The 16240-nt window shown below is 39.6% G+C and carries 16 protein-coding genes, 1 tRNA gene, 1 pseudogene and 1 other annotated feature; of the genes and pseudogenes, 2 read left to right on the forward strand and 16 right to left on the reverse strand.

Annotated features, from left to right (window positions below; all coding sequences use genetic code 11):
* Positions 1-7 precede the first annotated feature (7 nt).
* Genes NSU19_RS14085 through ilvB form a run of 4 tightly spaced genes read right to left on the reverse strand, consistent with a single transcriptional unit; the run spans position 8 to position 4850 of the window.
* On the reverse strand, positions 8-1552 hold the full coding sequence (locus NSU19_RS14085; RefSeq protein ID WP_063387456.1) for a 2-isopropylmalate synthase: 1545 nt from the start codon (positions 1550-1552) through the stop codon (positions 8-10).
* Positions 1539-2564: a ketol-acid reductoisomerase gene (ilvC, locus tag NSU19_RS14090; protein WP_094246308.1), complete on the reverse strand. Its 1026-nt coding sequence runs from the start codon at positions 2562-2564 to the stop codon at positions 1539-1541. The genes NSU19_RS14085 and ilvC overlap by 14 nt, the downstream gene beginning before the upstream one ends.
* 46 nt (positions 2565-2610) lie before the next feature.
* Positions 2611-3129, reverse strand: a complete 519-nt coding sequence (gene ilvN / locus NSU19_RS14095) for an acetolactate synthase small subunit (RefSeq protein WP_144597671.1) — start codon at positions 3127-3129, stop codon at positions 2611-2613.
* Complete coding sequence (ilvB, locus tag NSU19_RS14100) at positions 3126-4850, reverse strand: acetolactate synthase large subunit (RefSeq protein WP_063387453.1); 1725 nt, start codon at positions 4848-4850, stop codon at positions 3126-3128. The genes ilvN and ilvB overlap by 4 nt, the downstream gene beginning before the upstream one ends.
* A gap of 87 nt (positions 4851-4937) precedes the next feature.
* Positions 4938-5189: a binding site (T-box leader), on the reverse strand.
* Positions 5190-5729: 540 nt separating this feature from the next.
* Here ilvB and NSU19_RS14105 point away from each other — a divergent pair.
* The gene (locus NSU19_RS14105) at positions 5730-6089 is read left to right on the forward strand and encodes an MmcQ/YjbR family DNA-binding protein (protein WP_063387491.1); all 360 of its coding nucleotides are present in this window, start codon (positions 5730-5732) and stop codon (positions 6087-6089) included.
* A gap of 253 nt (positions 6090-6342) precedes the next feature.
* Here the strand turns inward: NSU19_RS14105 and NSU19_RS14110 are convergent.
* The 12 genes and pseudogenes from NSU19_RS14110 to NSU19_RS14165 form a co-directional block, all read right to left on the reverse strand.
* Positions 6343-6736 (reverse strand): annotated as a pseudogene (locus NSU19_RS14110) (DUF2283 domain-containing protein).
* A gap of 209 nt (positions 6737-6945) precedes the next feature.
* Positions 6946-7022: transfer RNA gene (locus NSU19_RS14115), tRNA-Arg, on the reverse strand.
* Positions 7023-7147: 125 nt separating this feature from the next.
* On the reverse strand, positions 7148-7660 hold the full coding sequence (locus NSU19_RS14120) for a metallophosphoesterase (protein ID WP_339196985.1): 513 nt from the start codon (positions 7658-7660) through the stop codon (positions 7148-7150).
* The gene (locus NSU19_RS14125; protein ID WP_339196988.1) at positions 7641-8255 is read right to left on the reverse strand and encodes an XTP/dITP diphosphatase; all 615 of its coding nucleotides are present in this window, start codon (positions 8253-8255) and stop codon (positions 7641-7643) included. The genes NSU19_RS14120 and NSU19_RS14125 overlap by 20 nt, the downstream gene beginning before the upstream one ends.
* Complete coding sequence (gene rph, locus NSU19_RS14130) at positions 8252-9022, reverse strand: ribonuclease PH (RefSeq protein ID WP_063387450.1); 771 nt, start codon at positions 9020-9022, stop codon at positions 8252-8254. Before rph ends, NSU19_RS14125 begins: the two co-directional genes overlap by 4 nt.
* Positions 9023-9126: 104 nt before the next feature.
* The gene (locus NSU19_RS14135; protein WP_144597666.1) at positions 9127-10209 is read right to left on the reverse strand and encodes a GerMN domain-containing protein; all 1083 of its coding nucleotides are present in this window, start codon (positions 10207-10209) and stop codon (positions 9127-9129) included.
* 101 nt (positions 10210-10310) lie between these two features.
* The gene (gene racE / locus NSU19_RS14140) at positions 10311-11129 is read right to left on the reverse strand and encodes a glutamate racemase (protein ID WP_339196991.1); all 819 of its coding nucleotides are present in this window, start codon (positions 11127-11129) and stop codon (positions 10311-10313) included.
* A 10-nt stretch (positions 11130-11139) separates the two neighbouring features.
* Positions 11140-11574: a MarR family transcriptional regulator gene (locus tag NSU19_RS14145; RefSeq protein ID WP_339193195.1), complete on the reverse strand. Its 435-nt coding sequence runs from the start codon at positions 11572-11574 to the stop codon at positions 11140-11142.
* A gap of 239 nt (positions 11575-11813) precedes the next feature.
* Positions 11814-12038 (reverse strand): response regulator transcription factor, encoded by a 225-nt coding sequence (locus tag NSU19_RS14150; protein ID WP_063387446.1) that lies wholly within the window; start codon positions 12036-12038, stop codon positions 11814-11816.
* A 247-nt stretch (positions 12039-12285) separates the two neighbouring features.
* Entirely contained in the window at positions 12286-13050 is a 765-nt protein-coding gene (gene sdhB / locus NSU19_RS14155; RefSeq protein ID WP_339196994.1) for a succinate dehydrogenase iron-sulfur subunit, read from the reverse strand.
* Positions 13051-13079: 29 nt separating this feature from the next.
* Entirely contained in the window at positions 13080-14831 is a 1752-nt protein-coding gene (sdhA, locus tag NSU19_RS14160) for a succinate dehydrogenase flavoprotein subunit (protein ID WP_066247775.1), read from the reverse strand.
* A gap of 36 nt (positions 14832-14867) precedes the next feature.
* Complete coding sequence (locus NSU19_RS14165) at positions 14868-15476, reverse strand: succinate dehydrogenase cytochrome b558 subunit (protein WP_339196997.1); 609 nt, start codon at positions 15474-15476, stop codon at positions 14868-14870.
* A 300-nt stretch (positions 15477-15776) separates the two neighbouring features.
* Here NSU19_RS14165 and NSU19_RS14170 point away from each other — a divergent pair, with 300 nt between their 5' ends.
* Positions 15777-16226: a YslB family protein gene (locus NSU19_RS14170; RefSeq protein ID WP_232515579.1), complete on the forward strand. Its 450-nt coding sequence runs from the start codon at positions 15777-15779 to the stop codon at positions 16224-16226.
* The last annotated feature ends 14 nt before the right edge of the window (positions 16227-16240 follow it).

Below are 16240 nucleotides of genomic sequence, written 5' to 3' on the forward strand. Positions count from 1 at the left end.
CATGATTTTATACAGTCGCCTGATGTTTTTCCTTCGCTGTATGTTTGAGTAATATCGCTCTGTTGACAGCATTTAGATAGGCTTTGGCAGATGCTTCAAGCACATCCTGGGCAATGCCGCGTCCTCCCATTTCAATTCCGTCCACGTTAACTTTTACATATACTTGCGCTAACGCATCGCGTCCTCCTGAATTAGATTGGATTCGGTAGTCCAGCAAAGTGACGGACTGTTTCAAACAGCGCTCTAACGTATTGTAAATAGCTTCTACGCTTCCATTTCCTGTCGCAGCCTCTTGAATTTCCTCGTTTTCTTTCGTTTTCAGCGTCACAGTGGCAGACGGGACTCCAGTCGTACCATATGTTACCTGCAGCGCCGCAAGTTCATATGTTCCTTCTTCACCTGTTAATTGTTCTTCTAATACAAGAGCTACAAGATCATCTTCTGTCAATTCTTTTTTCTTTTCAGAAAGTTCCTTAAAAGCAGTGAATAAACGATTTGTCGCTTCTTCATCCATTGTAAAGCCTAATTCCTTGAGCTTTACCCGAAATGCGTGACGACCGGAATGTTTTCCTAATACTAAACTGTTGGACTGTACCCCAACAAGTTCAGGAGATATGATCTCATATGTTGTTTTTTCTTTCAGCACACCGTCTTGATGTATGCCCGATTCATGGGCAAAAGCGTTTTTCCCGACGATCGCTTTGTTTGGCGGAACTATCATTCCTGTCAATTTGCTCACTAAATCACTTGTTCTCTTAATTTCATTTAAGCGGATGTTTGTTTCAACTTTGTAATAGTCTTTTCGAATGTACAGAGCGACAGCCACTTCCTCTAAAGCTGAATTGCCCGCACGCTCTCCAATTCCGTTAATCGTACCTTCAATTTGCCCTGCTCCATGTTCTACAGCGCTGAGAGCGTTCGCTACTGCCATTCCTAAATCGTCGTGGCAATGAGCGGACAAAATGACTTGATCAATGTTTTTCACATTTTGTTTTAAATATTCAAATATTTTGCCATATTCAATCGGAGTGATATAGCCTACAGTATCAGGAATATTGATGACTTTCGCGCCGGCTTCAATCACTTTTTCAACAATTTCCGCCAAAAAATCGAGTTCAGTGCGGCAGGCATCCTCTGCAGACCATTGTATAATAGGGAAAAATTTCGCTGCATATTTGACGGATTCTACTGCACGCTCGATCACTTGCTCCTTCGTCATTTTCAATTTATATTCCCGATGAACAGGCGATGTTGCAATAAACGTATGAAGTCTTGGCTCCGCCCCGTCTTTCAATGCTTCCCACGCCGCATCGATATCTCCTTTAACAGATCTCGCCAATCCTGTAACAGAAGAATTTTTGATTGTTCTGGCAATTTCCTGTACTGAGCGAAAATCTCCTGGAGAGGAGGCAGGAAAGCCTGCCTCAATAATGTCCATTCCAACTCGTTCCAGCTGTTTTGCGATTTCTAATTTTTCTTTTAAGTTTAGGTTTACTCCAGCGGATTGCTCGCCATCTCTTAAGGTTGTGTCAAAAAAGTTAATTTTTCGCACCAGTTACCACCGCTTCCTTATTTTTAGGCTTTACAAACGGCATCATGTCTCTTAACACTCTTCCGACCTGTTCAATTTGATGCTCATTTTCACGATTGTTGATCGCGTTAAACTGCGGTCTTCCTACTTGGTTTTCCAAAATCCATTCTTTCGCAAATTTTCCAGTTTGAATATCATTCAATACAGCTTTCATGTTTTCTTTTACATGCGCATCGATTACGCGCGGTCCAGATACGAAATCACCCCATTGAGCTGTATCGGAAATGGAGTATCTCATGTTGGAAAGTCCGCCTTCATACAGTAAATCCACAATTAATTTTAGTTCGTGCAAACATTCAAAATATGCAACTTCAGGCTTGTAACCTGCTTCAACAAGCGTTTCAAATCCAGCTTTCACAAGGGATGTTAACCCGCCGCAAAGAACTGCTTGCTCACCGAAAAGATCCGTTTCTGTTTCTTCTTTAAACGTTGTTTCAAGAACGCCGGCACGTGCGGATCCGATTGCTTTTGCATATGCTAAAGCCAATTCTTTCGCTTGACCTGTTACATTTTGCTCAACAGCAATCAATGCCGGAACCCCAGCTCCTTCAGTGTAAGTTCTTCGCACAAGATGACCTGGGCCTTTAGGTGCAACTAAAAATACATCCACATCGCTTGGCGGAACAATTTGATTAAAATGAACGTTAAATCCATGGGCAAATACGAGAGCATTTCCTGCTTTTAGTCCCGGCTTCACTTCATTTTCATAAAGCTCTCTTTGCTTTTCATCCGGAACAAGCACCATAATAATGTCTGCTTCTTCAACAGCTTCACGAACTGTTTTAACTTCCAATCCATCCTCTTGAGCTTTTTCAAATGATTTACCTTTTCTAACGCCAACTACTACATCTACGCCGCTTTCTTTTAAATTTAAAGCATGCGCGTGACCTTGAGAACCATATCCTAAAATCGCTACTTTCTTCCCTTCTAATACAGCTCCGTTAATATCTCCGTTATAGTATACTTTTGTCATTTGTACATCTCCCTTTCTTAAATGTTTTACTATATTTAAAAATGTATTAGACGATTGAAAAAGTTTTTTCGGACTGCTGCAGCTTTTGTGTACCGCGAGGAAAAGCTGTCAGTCCTGTTCTTGCTATTTCCTTGATGCCGTACGGTTTCAATAAGTCAATCAGCGCTTCAATTTTGTTCGGCTCACCTGTTACCTGTACGACAACGCTGTCTCTGCTAACATCAATGATCGATGCGCGAAACGGTTCGATCACACCGTATATTTCCATTCTTGTCGATGGATTTGCAACAACTTTAATTAATGCTAGTTCTCTTGCAACAATTGATTGATTTGTGATATCCATCACTTTCAACACATCAATTTGCTTATTTAATTGCTTTGTAATTTGTTCAATTTCTTTTTCTTCTTTAACATTTACAACAAATGTAATTCGCGAAACGCCTTCTATTTCCGAATGGCCGACAGAAATGCTTTCGATATTATAGTGTCTTTTCGTAAACAGGCCAGTAATTCGGTTTAAAACTCCTGATCTATTCATGACAGTCAGCGTAATGATTCGCTTCATTTCTTTATCCCCACCATTTCATTCAGTCCTTTGCCAGGAGCAATCATTGGATATACGTTTTCTTCCGGTGCTACGACGATTTCAATCAGCTCCGGCTCTCTGTTTGCAAAGCTTTTTTCCAACACTGTCTTAAGATTTTGATGATTTTGGATTCTTACTCCTTTTATTCCAAACGCTTCTGCCAATTTAATAAAATCAGGCTGCGTTTGAAAGACGGAATGAGAATAACGTTTTTCATAAAAGAGCTCTTGCCATTGGCGAACCATACCGAGCGAATTGTTGTTCAAAACGATTACTTTGATTGGCAAATTGTGCTCTTTGATTACCGCAAGCTCTTGGAAGGTCATTTGGAACCCTCCATCACCCAATATCGCGACAACCGTTCTGTTGCGGTCAGCAAATTGCGCGCCGATAGCTGAAGGGAGTCCAAAGCCCATCGTTCCAAGTCCGCCCGATGTCACCCATCTGTTTGGCGAATTAAAGCGATAATATTGCGCAGCCCACATTTGATGCTGGCCTACATCTGTTGTAACAATTGCTTCTCCTTTTGTTTGTTTATAAATTTCTTCGATCACTTCTTGAGGTTTGATTTCATTTTCAGATTTTTCATACCATAATGGATATTCTTTTTTATATTCAGCAAGATGCTGAATCCACTCTTGATGATCGCCTTTATTTCCTTCCTGCTCGATCAAAAGCTTCAATACTTGTTTCGCATCGCCGACAATCGGAATTTGTGTGGGAACATTTTTACCAATTTCGGCAGGATCAATGTCAATATGTGCTACAGTTGCATTAGGCGCAAAATGTTTAAGATTTCCTGTTACTCTGTCATCAAAGCGGGCTCCGATGCTAATCAATAAGTCGCATTCATAAAGAGCCATGTTAGCCGCGTATGTTCCATGCATTCCTGCCATTCCTAAAAATAGAGGATGATCCGCTGGGAAACTTCCTAATCCAAGTAGAGTGTTTGTGATCGGAATTTGCTGCTGTTCAACATATTCTCTCAGTTCATTCGCAGCATTGGCATGGAGAACGCCGGCACCAGCTAAAATCACCGGTTTTTTTGCACTGCTGACCGATTCCACCAGCCTGCGGATTTGCAAGTAATTCGGCTCTAATTTCGGCTGGTAGCCGGGCAATGACAATTCCATATCATATTCGAAATTGCCTTCCGCCTGTGAAATATCTTTTGGAATATCGATCAATACAGGTCCTGGTCTTCCAGTTGTTGCGATATGAAACGCTTCTTTAACAATTCTCGGTAAATCATTTATATCCCGAACTTGATAATTATGTTTTGTAACGGGCATGGTAATTCCGATCACATCTGCTTCTTGGAAAGCATCAGAACCGATCACAGTTGTTGCTACTTGCCCTGTAAAGACGACGAGCGGCAAAGAATCAATTAATGCATCCGCAAGCCCTGTCACTAAGTTGGTTGCACCAGGTCCTGAAGTGGCAATGACGACACCCGGTTTTCCGGATATACGTGCATATCCTTCAGCAGCATGGATTCCTCCTTGCTCGTGTCTTGTTAAGACGTGAAAGACTCCAGAATTATATAGCTTATCATATATTGGCAAAACGGCTCCACCGGGATAGCCGAAAATGACTTCTACATTTTCCCTTTTTAAGGCTTCGATGAGCATTTCCGACCCCGTCATGGTTGTTGTTGTACATTTGGTTTTCAACTCATCCAACTGTACATTCGCAGTCATGAATATATCCTCCTTTTAAACAGATGTGATAGAATTTTTAGATAATGAAAAACCTTCCCGCCCCTATGAAACCCACTTATAGCAGGCCAAAGGGGCGAGAAGGTTGAATTCCCGCGGTACCACCCTTCTTCGTGATCAAATCGATCACCTCATGAACGGAATATCCGTTCTTTTCCTAACGAGTGCATTGGGATGCACCCGGCCAATCCTACTCGCTGTCCGCTTTCGAAAAGGCACTCGGAGGCGAGTTCATCCTTGGTGATAACGCCGGTTTTCAGCTCCCCCGGCTCTCTGGAGTTATCTTAACCAAAGATTACTAATCCTCTTCATCGTTTTCATCTATAAATTTTTACATTCAATTCTTCTACGAAAATTTATGTTTGAGCCTTATAATACGCTGATTTTTCAAAAGTGTCAACACCATTTTTATGAATTATTTGATTATTTTTATGAAACAGTTTTTTTGGTAACGTTTACAAACTCATTATTTCAACATTTTATAATACAATGAAAATTTTTTATGCTCTAAATTGAAATAAATATCGATTCCAAGCCATTAGGCAAAATGTGCGTAATATTTTATTTAAATTAATTTGAATAGCCAACGTTTTCAACAAATGCGGCAAAAGAAAAAACATCCATTTTATTCGAAATTACACCAGTTTTTCTTAAAGGCTCGGCAACCCGAACACTTCAGAAAGAGGGCTGTAATCTGTTTTAAACAGTAATGCAGCATATGTATGTTCTAAAACCTTGAACGTTATTCGATTTTAAATAAAAGCCCTTCACTTGAAACGAGCAATTTCGGAAGAAGGAAAAAAGACAAAGTATGTTGTATAAAAAATATTTGGAACAATATATGGTGGAGGAGATTATATGATGAACAAACAAAAGCTTGAATCTTTCTGTCTCAAACTTCCCGGTTCTGTTCATGATTACCAAATTGATTGGGAAGCAGACCGATATAAAGTGGGAGGCAAAATATTTGCGATTATAGGATGTGATTCTGAAGGAAAGCCAATCATCACGTTAAAATGTGATCCGCATCATTCTGAACAATTAAGAGAAAATTACGATGGCGTCATTCCAGGCTACTATATGAACAAAAATCATTGGATCTCAATATATTTTAACACGAACATCCCGGAGGAAATTTTGGAAAACCTGATTTTTCGTTCCTACGAACTTGTTTTTCAAAAATTGCCGAAGAAAATACAAAAGCAAATAAAACTGCAATAACTTAGGAAATAATGACATTGCTGTTTTGGGCGTCACTTATTAGATGTGAACTCCTCCTCAGTGAAAAGCCTCAAATCTTTTTAAATGGAGCTTAGAATTGGATTTGCATCCACGGATTTCGCTTATACACATGCTAGTCTTTTAATGCATAGAAACCATAGGCCTGCAGCAATAAATTTTTAAACATTGAAACGATAAAAAGCAGAGCAAGCTAAATCCTTACTCTGTCTAATAAACTGTATTAATTATTTTTTTAAATTACTAATTGTTCTAAAGCATGTTCATTGTATTTATTAAGATCTACAATATCAAACCCGATAAAATGTTCAAACTCTTTATCAGAAAAGCAAAAATTAATTCCTTTATATTGGAATTTATTTTTTACTTCTTGTTCTGACAGACGAAACGAAAAGGTATTACCATTTTTCTTATATATTTTCTCTGCCCCAGCTAATTTAGATAATTGATGGGCTGCAGGTCCAAAAAAATTCAATCCCCACAATCCTTTCATGATGATCAATATCAAGCACTAAAAATTCATTAACTTCTAATTCCTCGGTACATTCAATATCATATGGAAAATCTGCAGGGAAAATATATAAATAGGCTAATTTAGCTTCATTGTCATACGTTATTCTAGGTTCCATTTTATCTTTTACCTCGTTATCTTTTTTCATGAACAAGAGGCACAACATTCAAACTATAATTTTTCTTAATAACATTATAACATCTTTTTTCTTCGTCATAATAAAAATCAACCTTCTAAAACGCTCCACTTTTAAAAAGCGATCGAATTCTTGACCGCTTCACTAAGCGCTTTAAAAGGTTGATTTGATGGGCTTTATCGTTATAAAAATGGCGTCCCAGGAGAGATTCGAACTCCCGACCGACGGCTTAGAAGGCCGCTGCTCTATCCAGCTGAGCTACTGGGACATTGGATAATTTTTTATTATTTTTTCGAAAGACAATGTTTATTATAATTTCATGCTAAAAGTATGTCAACTACTTTTTTAAAAAAATTTTTTGAGGGAGAAAAATTCTCCCTCAAGGAAGAGTGGTTAAGCAAATTGGAATTTAGTGGACAAGTTTGAAATTTTCTCTCCATGAAGATTGTAAAAATCTACAATTGCTTGGCCATTCATCAATTCTAGTATAGCATAAGTTTTTTCATTTCTCATCCTCGGAAGGAAAATACTTCCTGGATTGATAAACAATTTCCCGTCTACAAGCTCTGCTCCGGCTATATGCGAATGGCCGAAACAAACAATGTTTGCTTGTGCTTCCTCTGCACGATATTTTAATTTCATTAAAGTCGTTTTGACAGAATATAAATGGCCATGGGTGATAAAAAAGCGATAGGATCCGATTGTTTCAATGATTTCATTCGGGAAGTTTCCAAGGAAATCGCAATTTCCTTTCACGATCAACATATCTTGAATTTGTTCCGCTCCATCATTCAGCTCTGAATCACCGCAATGGATGATTGCTTCTACTTCGTTTATATGCCTTTTCTTAATTTCCACAAGCTCATCCGTAAGACCGTGGCTATCACTAATGATTAAAACTTTCACGATTAGCCTCTCCCCAATCGCCTATTAATTTTTCTAGTTTTTTTAAAGCTTTGGCACGATGGCTGATTTCGTTTTTTTCGAACTGCTTGAGTTGAGCCATCGTTTTTTCTTTGCCTTCCACAAGAAAAATAGGGTCATATCCAAAGCCATTGTCACCGCAAGGTTCAGTTGTAATTTGTCCTTCACACACACCTTCCACCGTCATCGTTTCACGTCCTGGAGCAGCAAACGCCAAAACACATATGAACCTTGCTTTTCGATTTTCAACGCCTTCCATTTTTTTTAAAACCTTTTGAATATTTTTTTGATCATCTTTTTCATTTCCTGCATATCGGGCCGAATAAACCCCTGGTTCGCCATTTAAAGCATCAATCGAAAGCCCGGAATCATCTGCAACAACGGGTTTATGGAGCAATTGGCTGATTGTCTCCGCTTTTAGAACAGCATTTTCATAAAAAGTTTGGCCGGTTTCTTCAACATCTGGCAAATTCGGATAATCCAACAGTGACTTGACCTGTATTCCTTTTTTTTCTAACATCGCGCGAAATTCTTCGATTTTCCCTTTGTTTTTGGTGGCGATCACCAATTCTTTCATGAGCATCCCTCTTCCCGCTGATCCCTGTTATTGATAATTTTTGCAGTCCATTCCCCTAATGCTGCTTTTTGTTTTTCGATTAGTTCCAAAATTCCTTTTTCAGCATATTCCAACAGTAAGTTCAGCTCTTCTTTTGAAAACGTGGATTCTTCTCCAGTTCCCTGCAATTCAACAAAATGGCGGCTTGATGTCATAACAACATTCATATCAACTTTTGCCGCTGAGTCCTCTTCATAATTCAAATCTAAAATGACTCCGTGTTCAGGAACGATCCCTACAGACGTAGCTGCTAAAAAATCTGTTACTGGATATGTATCTAGTACACCGTCATTGAATAATTTACCGAGAGCGAGATTTATTGCAACATAAGAACCTGTTATGGAAGCCGTTCTCGTTCCCCCGTCCGCTTGAATTACATCGCAATCAATCCATAATGTTCTTTCACCCAGTTTCTCCAAATCAACCACTGCACGCAAGCTTCTTCCAATCAGCCGTTGAATTTCCATTGTCCTTCCGGAGATTTTTCCTTTTGATGCCTCCCGGACCGTTCTTTGAGCCGTTGCACGCGGAAGCATGGAATATTCTGCGGTAATCCATCCTTTCCCTTCACCTCTCATAAAAGGAGGGACACGGTCTTCTACACTTGCGCTGCATATCACTTTTGTATCTCCAACCGTTATTAAAACAGACCCTTCCGGATGCTTCAAATAATCCGTTACTATTGTGACTTCTCTTAACTCATCTTGATTTCTGCCATCAAGGCGCATTGTTTTCCCTCCTACCAACTGCAATGTACGAAAACATGAAAGAAGAGGCAGCTATCATGCTCGCCTCTAAAGTCTCATTCTTATAGTATATCAAAAATAGATGTTTAAAAACTACCTGTGTTTACATTTTCAGGTCTTGACACTGGCTCTGACAAACTTTTTCCATCTTCATTCACAAGGTCTTGCTTGCCGTTCACTTTTAGTGCTACTTTTTCTATTCCTTCCTGCTCCGTCAATGTAAGCACAAGGGAGTTTATAACATGATTGGAAACGATCTTTTTCTCCTCATCATAGCTTCCATAAATCGCTTCGTTGAAGTTTAAAGTGACTTGACCGTCTTCATATTTTGGCTTTTCAATCAGCTTCACTTCAGACTGAAACTCGCTTAATAATCCGCTTGAACGGTCTGGACCTTCAACTAATGCGTTAACAGCAGCTACGACTTCGTCTTTTTCTTCATTGCTGATCCTCTTTGTCACGGGAACATAATATACGTTATCCCCTTCTTCCCCAATATAATACACGGTTAGAGGATGAGTATCCGTAATATCAACAGCATCGCTCGTATCAATATTGATGCCGTCTTTTCTAGTCGTTCCTTCGCCGATTGGGGTTCCGTTTACTGGCATTTCTTTCAGTTCATGGCCGTTCACCCAGAGCTTTACTTTATTAATATTTTTAAATTGGGTTAATGTCCATGTAATTGCCTGCAAAATTTTTTCTTCATCTTCCGGCTTGTAGTTAGTAAATTCATTTGAGAAATCTACAATAGCCGTTCCGTCTTTAATATCTACTCCTTTAACAACTGTATCTTCCGGCAATACCGCACGGAACCCGTTCGGGAGAATGTTTGAAACGGGCCCTCCAGCCACTAAATATTCAACGGCTTGTTTGGCTACTTCCTTCGTGTTAGGCAGCTCCAATGTTTGTGGAACGACCATTCCGTTTTTGTCAATTAAATACAGAACTCTTTTCACCGTTTCCTTTGAGGATTCCTCTTTGTCGGACGTTGATTTCGCTGAGTCTAATTGTTGATCAAGCTGATCCCCGTCCTCCAAATAGGTAATATCCTGCGGCGGATCTATTTCTTGTTTTGAACTCTTGCTTCCAAATGAAGAACACCCTGAAAGCAAAACAAAAGTAGCCAAAACTGCTGCTGTCACATTCACCCATCTGTTTTTTGGCATAACAATCCCTCCTAAGGCAGTTTGTACTACTATGTATACGAGCATTGACAAAAAATAGACCAGCTCCAACCAAAAATTCAATGGACAAAAAAACAGCTTGCTCATTTAGAGCAAACTGTTTTCGTTAAAGTTATACTTTCTACATGATCAATGTGATGACCGAACCATTTTGAAGCAATCTTTTGAAACATTTGTTTCGATCCAGTAGTTAAAAATTTGTGGTTTTTATTGCCATCCTCTTGGTTTAAACAATGATGAAAGGATAAAATAGCGCTCACTTCCCGGGCTGTTTCATCTCCCGAGGTGATTATTTTTACGTCTTTCCCGATATATTTTTGAATTAAAGGCCGTAATAGAGGATAATGTGTGCATCCTAAAATAAGCGTATCAATTCTCTTTCCTTTAAAAGGAAGTAAAGATTCTGCAACAATATATTCCGCCCGTTCACCTTCAAATTCGCCGCTTTCTACTAACGGCACAAACTCAGGGCAAGCGAGACTCTCCACAATGACGGAACTATTAATCGTTTTGAGCGCACGAACGTACGCGCCGCTCGATATAGTTCCTTTTGTTCCGATCACACCAATATGGCCTGAGCGTGTAGCATTTATGGCAGCTCTTGCCCCTGGTTGAATTACACCAATCACAGGGATATCAAGTTGTTCTTGAATTTCTTTTAATACAACTGCTGTTGCAGTATTACAAGCAATGACAAGCATTTTGATATGAAAGTTTGAAATTAAATAGTTGGTCAGCTCCCATGTAAATTGTCGAATTTCCATTTTCGGCCTCGGGCCGTACGGACATCGGGCGGTATCACCCAAATAAATTAATTCTTCTTTTGGAAGCTGCCTCATCAACTCTTTAACAACAGTTAATCCACCAACACCTGAATCAATAACTCCAATTGGTCTATTCAAAAAATCGCCTCTATTCTTTCATTTCTTGTTGCAATTTTGCTAATAGCTTTTCCAATTGAACAATTTCTTGATCCGAGAAGTTTTTCAAAACTTCTCTTAAATATTCTTGCCGCTTCGCTAATGCAGCCTCGATAACGCGTTGTCCATTTTCAAGCAATTGAATCCTGACTAATCGACGATCCTTTTCGTCTTTCACCCTTTTAACAAGGTTGTTTTTTTCCATTCGATCCATTAAATCCGTGATCGTGCTGCATGCAAGATACATTTTATTTGAAAGTTCTCCAATTGTCATGTTTCCTGATTCATTCAATAACAGAAGCGCGTCAAATTGCGGAGGAGTAATCGAGTAGTTGCTTAAAATATCACGGCCCTTCTTTTTTAAAATCGCAGCTATGCAGCGGAGGGATTTTTCTATTTCTTCAACAGTATTGAAAACGTACGTCATAACGGGGAACCCTTTCTTTCAAGATTAACAAATAAGATCAAATCTATTTTCCATTTTTTTATGTAAAATTTCAAGCATAGCTGTATTTTTCCAAAATGTGGAAAGACGAATTTTTTCAAAAAGTCACAAGCCTTTTTAAGAGGCCAATGATTCATAGAAAAAGAGTAAAACAAACTCTTTCCTTATCAATCTAAAAAAGGCAGCCGACGGCGAAGTTCCACTAAGGCTGCCTCTTCTGTTTAAAGCTTTAGTTCTCCCATACGAAGAAGTTCTACGACTGCTTGTGAGCGCCCTTTCACACCTAATTTTTGCATAGCATTTGAAATATGGTTCCGCACCGTCTTTTCGCTTATGAAAAGTTCACTGGCTATTTCTCTTGTAGTCTTATCTTGCACTAATAACTCAAATACTTCTCTCTCTCTCTTTGTTAGCAGCGGCTTTGGCTGAAAATCCTTCTCATTCAAGTATTGTAACCCTCCTTGCAGATGAGAGCCAGTCGACAGGATGGATTTAAAAATTGTCACCATATAGTATGATCGCAAAAAGATGACCGTGACAAGATTCATAAAAGAAAGGTGCATTTTAGGCGAAAAGAAGCTTTTTTACGTTAAAGGGACTCGTTTGAAGGAGGAAATGTTCGAGAAAGATTCAACCGTTTCTAAAATTAGGAACACCTTGACATAGCAAGGTGTTCCTTTTTCACAATATACATCAGCTGTCAATATAGTCGCTTCCGAACATTTTACGAAATGCATGGACAGTTGTTTCTCTATTTAATGCCGCAATCGATGTTGTAAGCGGAATTCCTTTTGGACACGATTGAACGCAGTTTTGGGAATTTCCGCAGTTCGCAAGTCCGCCGTCGCCCATGATGGCTTCCAAGCGTTCTGATTTATGCATCGCGCCTGTCGGATGAGCGTTAAACAAACGCACTTGTGATAATGGCGCTGGACCGATGAAGTTCGATTTGCTGTTTACGTTTGGACAAGCTTCAAGACATACGCCGCACGTCATACATTTTGAAAGCTCATATGCCCATTGGCGTTTTTTCTCAGGCATTCTTGGTCCTGGTCCTAAGTCATACGTACCGTCAATTGGTATCCATGCTTTTACTTTTTTCAAAGAGTCGAACATGCGGCTGCGGTCTACTTGAAGATCGCGAATAACCGGGAATGTGCGCATCGGCTCGAGACGAATAGGCTGTTCCAGCTGATCAATCAGCGCTGTACATGATTGACGCGGTTTCCCGTTAATGACCATTGAACAAGCACCGCATACTTCCTCTAAACAGTTCATATCCCATGTTACTGGCGTTGTTTTTTCTCCTTTGGCATTAACAGGGTTACGGCGAATTTCCATTAAGGCCGAAATAACGTTCATATTCGGACGATATGGCACTTCAAATTCTTCTTGATATGGTTCTGTGTCTGGTCGATCCTGTCTGGTGATAATAAACCGCACTGTTTTTTCACTCATTGTTTACTCCCCCTTTTCTCCCAGCTTTTTTAATGTTTCTTCGTATAGTCACGCACACGAGGCTTAATGAGTGATACATCAACATCTTCATAGTGGAACTTAGGAGCTTCCTTCAGGCCGGCAAACGTTGCCATAGTTGTTTTGAGCCACTCTTCATCATTTCGTTCTGGAAATTCTGGTTTATAGTGAGCACCTCGGCTTTCATTACGGTTATAAGCTCCAAGCGTAATAACCCGAGCCAACACAAGCATGTTTCTCAACTGGCGAGTAAAGCTTGCGCCTTGGTTGCTCCATTTCGCAGTATCGTTAATATTAATTCTTTCCCAACGTTCCATAAGCTCTTGAATTTTTTCATCTGTTTTTAGAAGTTTATCATTGTAGCGCACGACTGTAACATTATCCGTCATCCATTCACCAAGCTCTTTATGAAGAACGTAAGCATTTTCGTTTCCATCCATTTTCAGGATTTCGTCCCATTTGCTTTGTTCTTCTTTTACGCGTGCATCATATAATGTGGATGGTAAATCGTCAGCTGATTTTTCCAATCCATTCATATATTCAACAGCTTTTGGTCCTGCAACCATACCACCGTAAATTGCAGAAAGCAATGAGTTTGCTCCAAGCCGGTTCGCACCATGCTGAGAGTAATCGCATTCACCAGCTGCAAACAAACCAGGGATGTTTGTCATTTGATCGTAATCGATCCATAGACCTCCCATAGAATAATGGACGGCAGGGAAAATTTTCATCGGCACTTTTCTTGGATCTTCACCCATGAATTTTTCATAAATTTCGATAATACCGCCTAGTTTAATATCAAGCTCTTTTGGATCTTTATGAGAAAGATCAAGATATACCATGTTTTCGCCATTAATGCCTAATTTCAAGTCTACACATACATGGAATATTTCTCTCGTTGCAATATCACGAGGAACAAGGTTTCCATATGCCGGATATTTTTCTTCAAGGAAATACCATGGTTTTCCGTCTTTATATGTCCAAATTCTTCCGCCTTCGCCGCGTGCAGACTCGCTCATTAATCGAAGCTTGTCATCTCCAGGGATGGCTGTCGGATGAATTTGTATAAATTCCCCGTTTGCATAATAAGCTCCTTGCTGATAAACGATAGAAGCAGCCGATCCCGTATTAATCACAGAGTTTGTTGATTTACCAAAGATAATTCCAGGTCCTCCTGTCGCCATTATTACGGCATTCGAACGGAAAGCTTGAATCTCCATTGATTTTAAATCTTGAGCAACGATGCCGCGGCAGCGTCCTTCATCATCTTGTATGATTCCTAAAAACTCCCAGCCTTCATATTTCGTCACAAGACCTGCTACTTCGTGACGTCGAACTTGCTCGTCCAATGCATATAAAAGCTGTTGTCCAGTTGTTGCTCCGGCAAACGCTGTCCGGTGATGCTGTGTTCCTCCAAAACGACGGAAATCCAACAATCCTTCTGGTGTACGGTTAAACATAACACCCATGCGATCTAAAAGGTTAATAATTCCCGGTGCTGCTTCACACATCGCTTTAACCGGTGGCTGGTTAGCCAAAAAGTCTCCGCCATAAATCGTATCATCAAAATGGATCCACGGAGAGTCTCCTTCTCCTTTTGTATTTACCGCCCCGTTGATCCCTCCTTGAGCACATACTGAATGGGAACGTTTTACAGGTACTAACGAGAATAAGTCAACAGACACCCCGGCTTCCGCAGCCTTTATAGTTGCCATTAAGCCAGCCAAGCCGCCGCCGACAACAATTAATTTTCCTTTACTCATTTTTTCGCCCACTCCCTTGAACGCAATTTAGTTAGATTAGACAAACGCAAAAATGGCACGAAGACCTACGATTGAAAGCAACACAAAAATACCTATTGTCACATAAGTTGAGACTAGCTGAGATTTTGGAGTAACCGTAATTCCCCAGCTGACTGCAAAAGACCATAGACCGTTGGAAAAATGGAAAATCGCTGAAAGAACGCCTACTATGTAAAGCACTAAACTAACAGGATTGCTTAAAATGGATTCCATCATATCAAAATTAACTTCAGCCCCAAACATCGCGGCAATACGAGTTTCCCATACATGCCATGCAATAAAAACAAGGGTAATAATACCAGTTACACGTTGAAGCAGGAACATCCAATTGCGGAAATAGCCAAAGCGACCTACATTGCTTTTTGCTGTGAAAGCAATATAAATCCCATAAATGGCGTGGTATAACAGAGGAAGGAAAATAACGAAAATTTCCAGAAAATAGCGGAATGGTAAATTTTCCATAAAATGCGCTGCGTTGTTAAATGCTTCTTCGCCCCTTGTGGCGAAATGGTTGACAGTCAGGTGTTGAATTAAAAATACGCCAATCGGTACAACACCTAAAAGTGAATGTAGTCTGCGGTTTGCAAATTCTCTGTTACCAGACATATGCGTTTACCCCCTAATCTTAATAAATTAAAAGATTTCTTAAAATCTCCTGCTCCCCCTGCTTGGCATGTAAAAATCCGCCGACAAAATATGACGAAATCTTAAAATAATAGGACAAATTCATTGTACTCCCATAAAGTAGTACCGTCAAGAAAACGTCTACAAAGTATTATTCAGTAAAATCATTTTTTCTGATCGGAAAATAGAATATTTCCCGTATCCGAAATTGATTTTATAAACTCTTTCATCTTATGTGAAAGCTGATATAATATAATTGTTCGCTAGAAAGAGGGGAAACGATTGAAAGAGCTGTCATATCACGATCAATTAAAAGAATTAGAAGAAATAACCTTACATCCTTTTAGCGTTTTGCTGCTTCGCGACTATTTACTTCCTGAACTTCTAGGAAAAGAGCATCATTCCATTTTGTATTGGGCAGGCAAACAGCTAGCTCGAAAAATTCAATTATCTACGTTAGAAGAACTTATATCTTTTTTTTCATCAGCCGGATGGGGCGATCTTCATATTATTCGACAGAAAAAAAACGAAATGGAATTTGAATTAACAGGCCAATTGATCGAAAAAAGGATGAAGCTTTTCAAAGATTTATCCTTCCAACTAGAAGCAGGATTTATCGCGCAGCAAATCGAATGTATGAACGGTGTCGTCACAGAAGCGTATGAACAGATAAACAAACGCTTAAACAAAGTTATTTTCATTGTAAAATGGGATGAAAAAGATAAAATTTAACAGAATGAAAGGGC

Source organism: Aeribacillus sp. FSL k6-2211, from assembly GCF_037966125.1.
Taxonomy (GTDB): Bacteria; Bacillota; Bacilli; order Bacillales; family Aeribacillaceae; genus Aeribacillus; species Aeribacillus composti.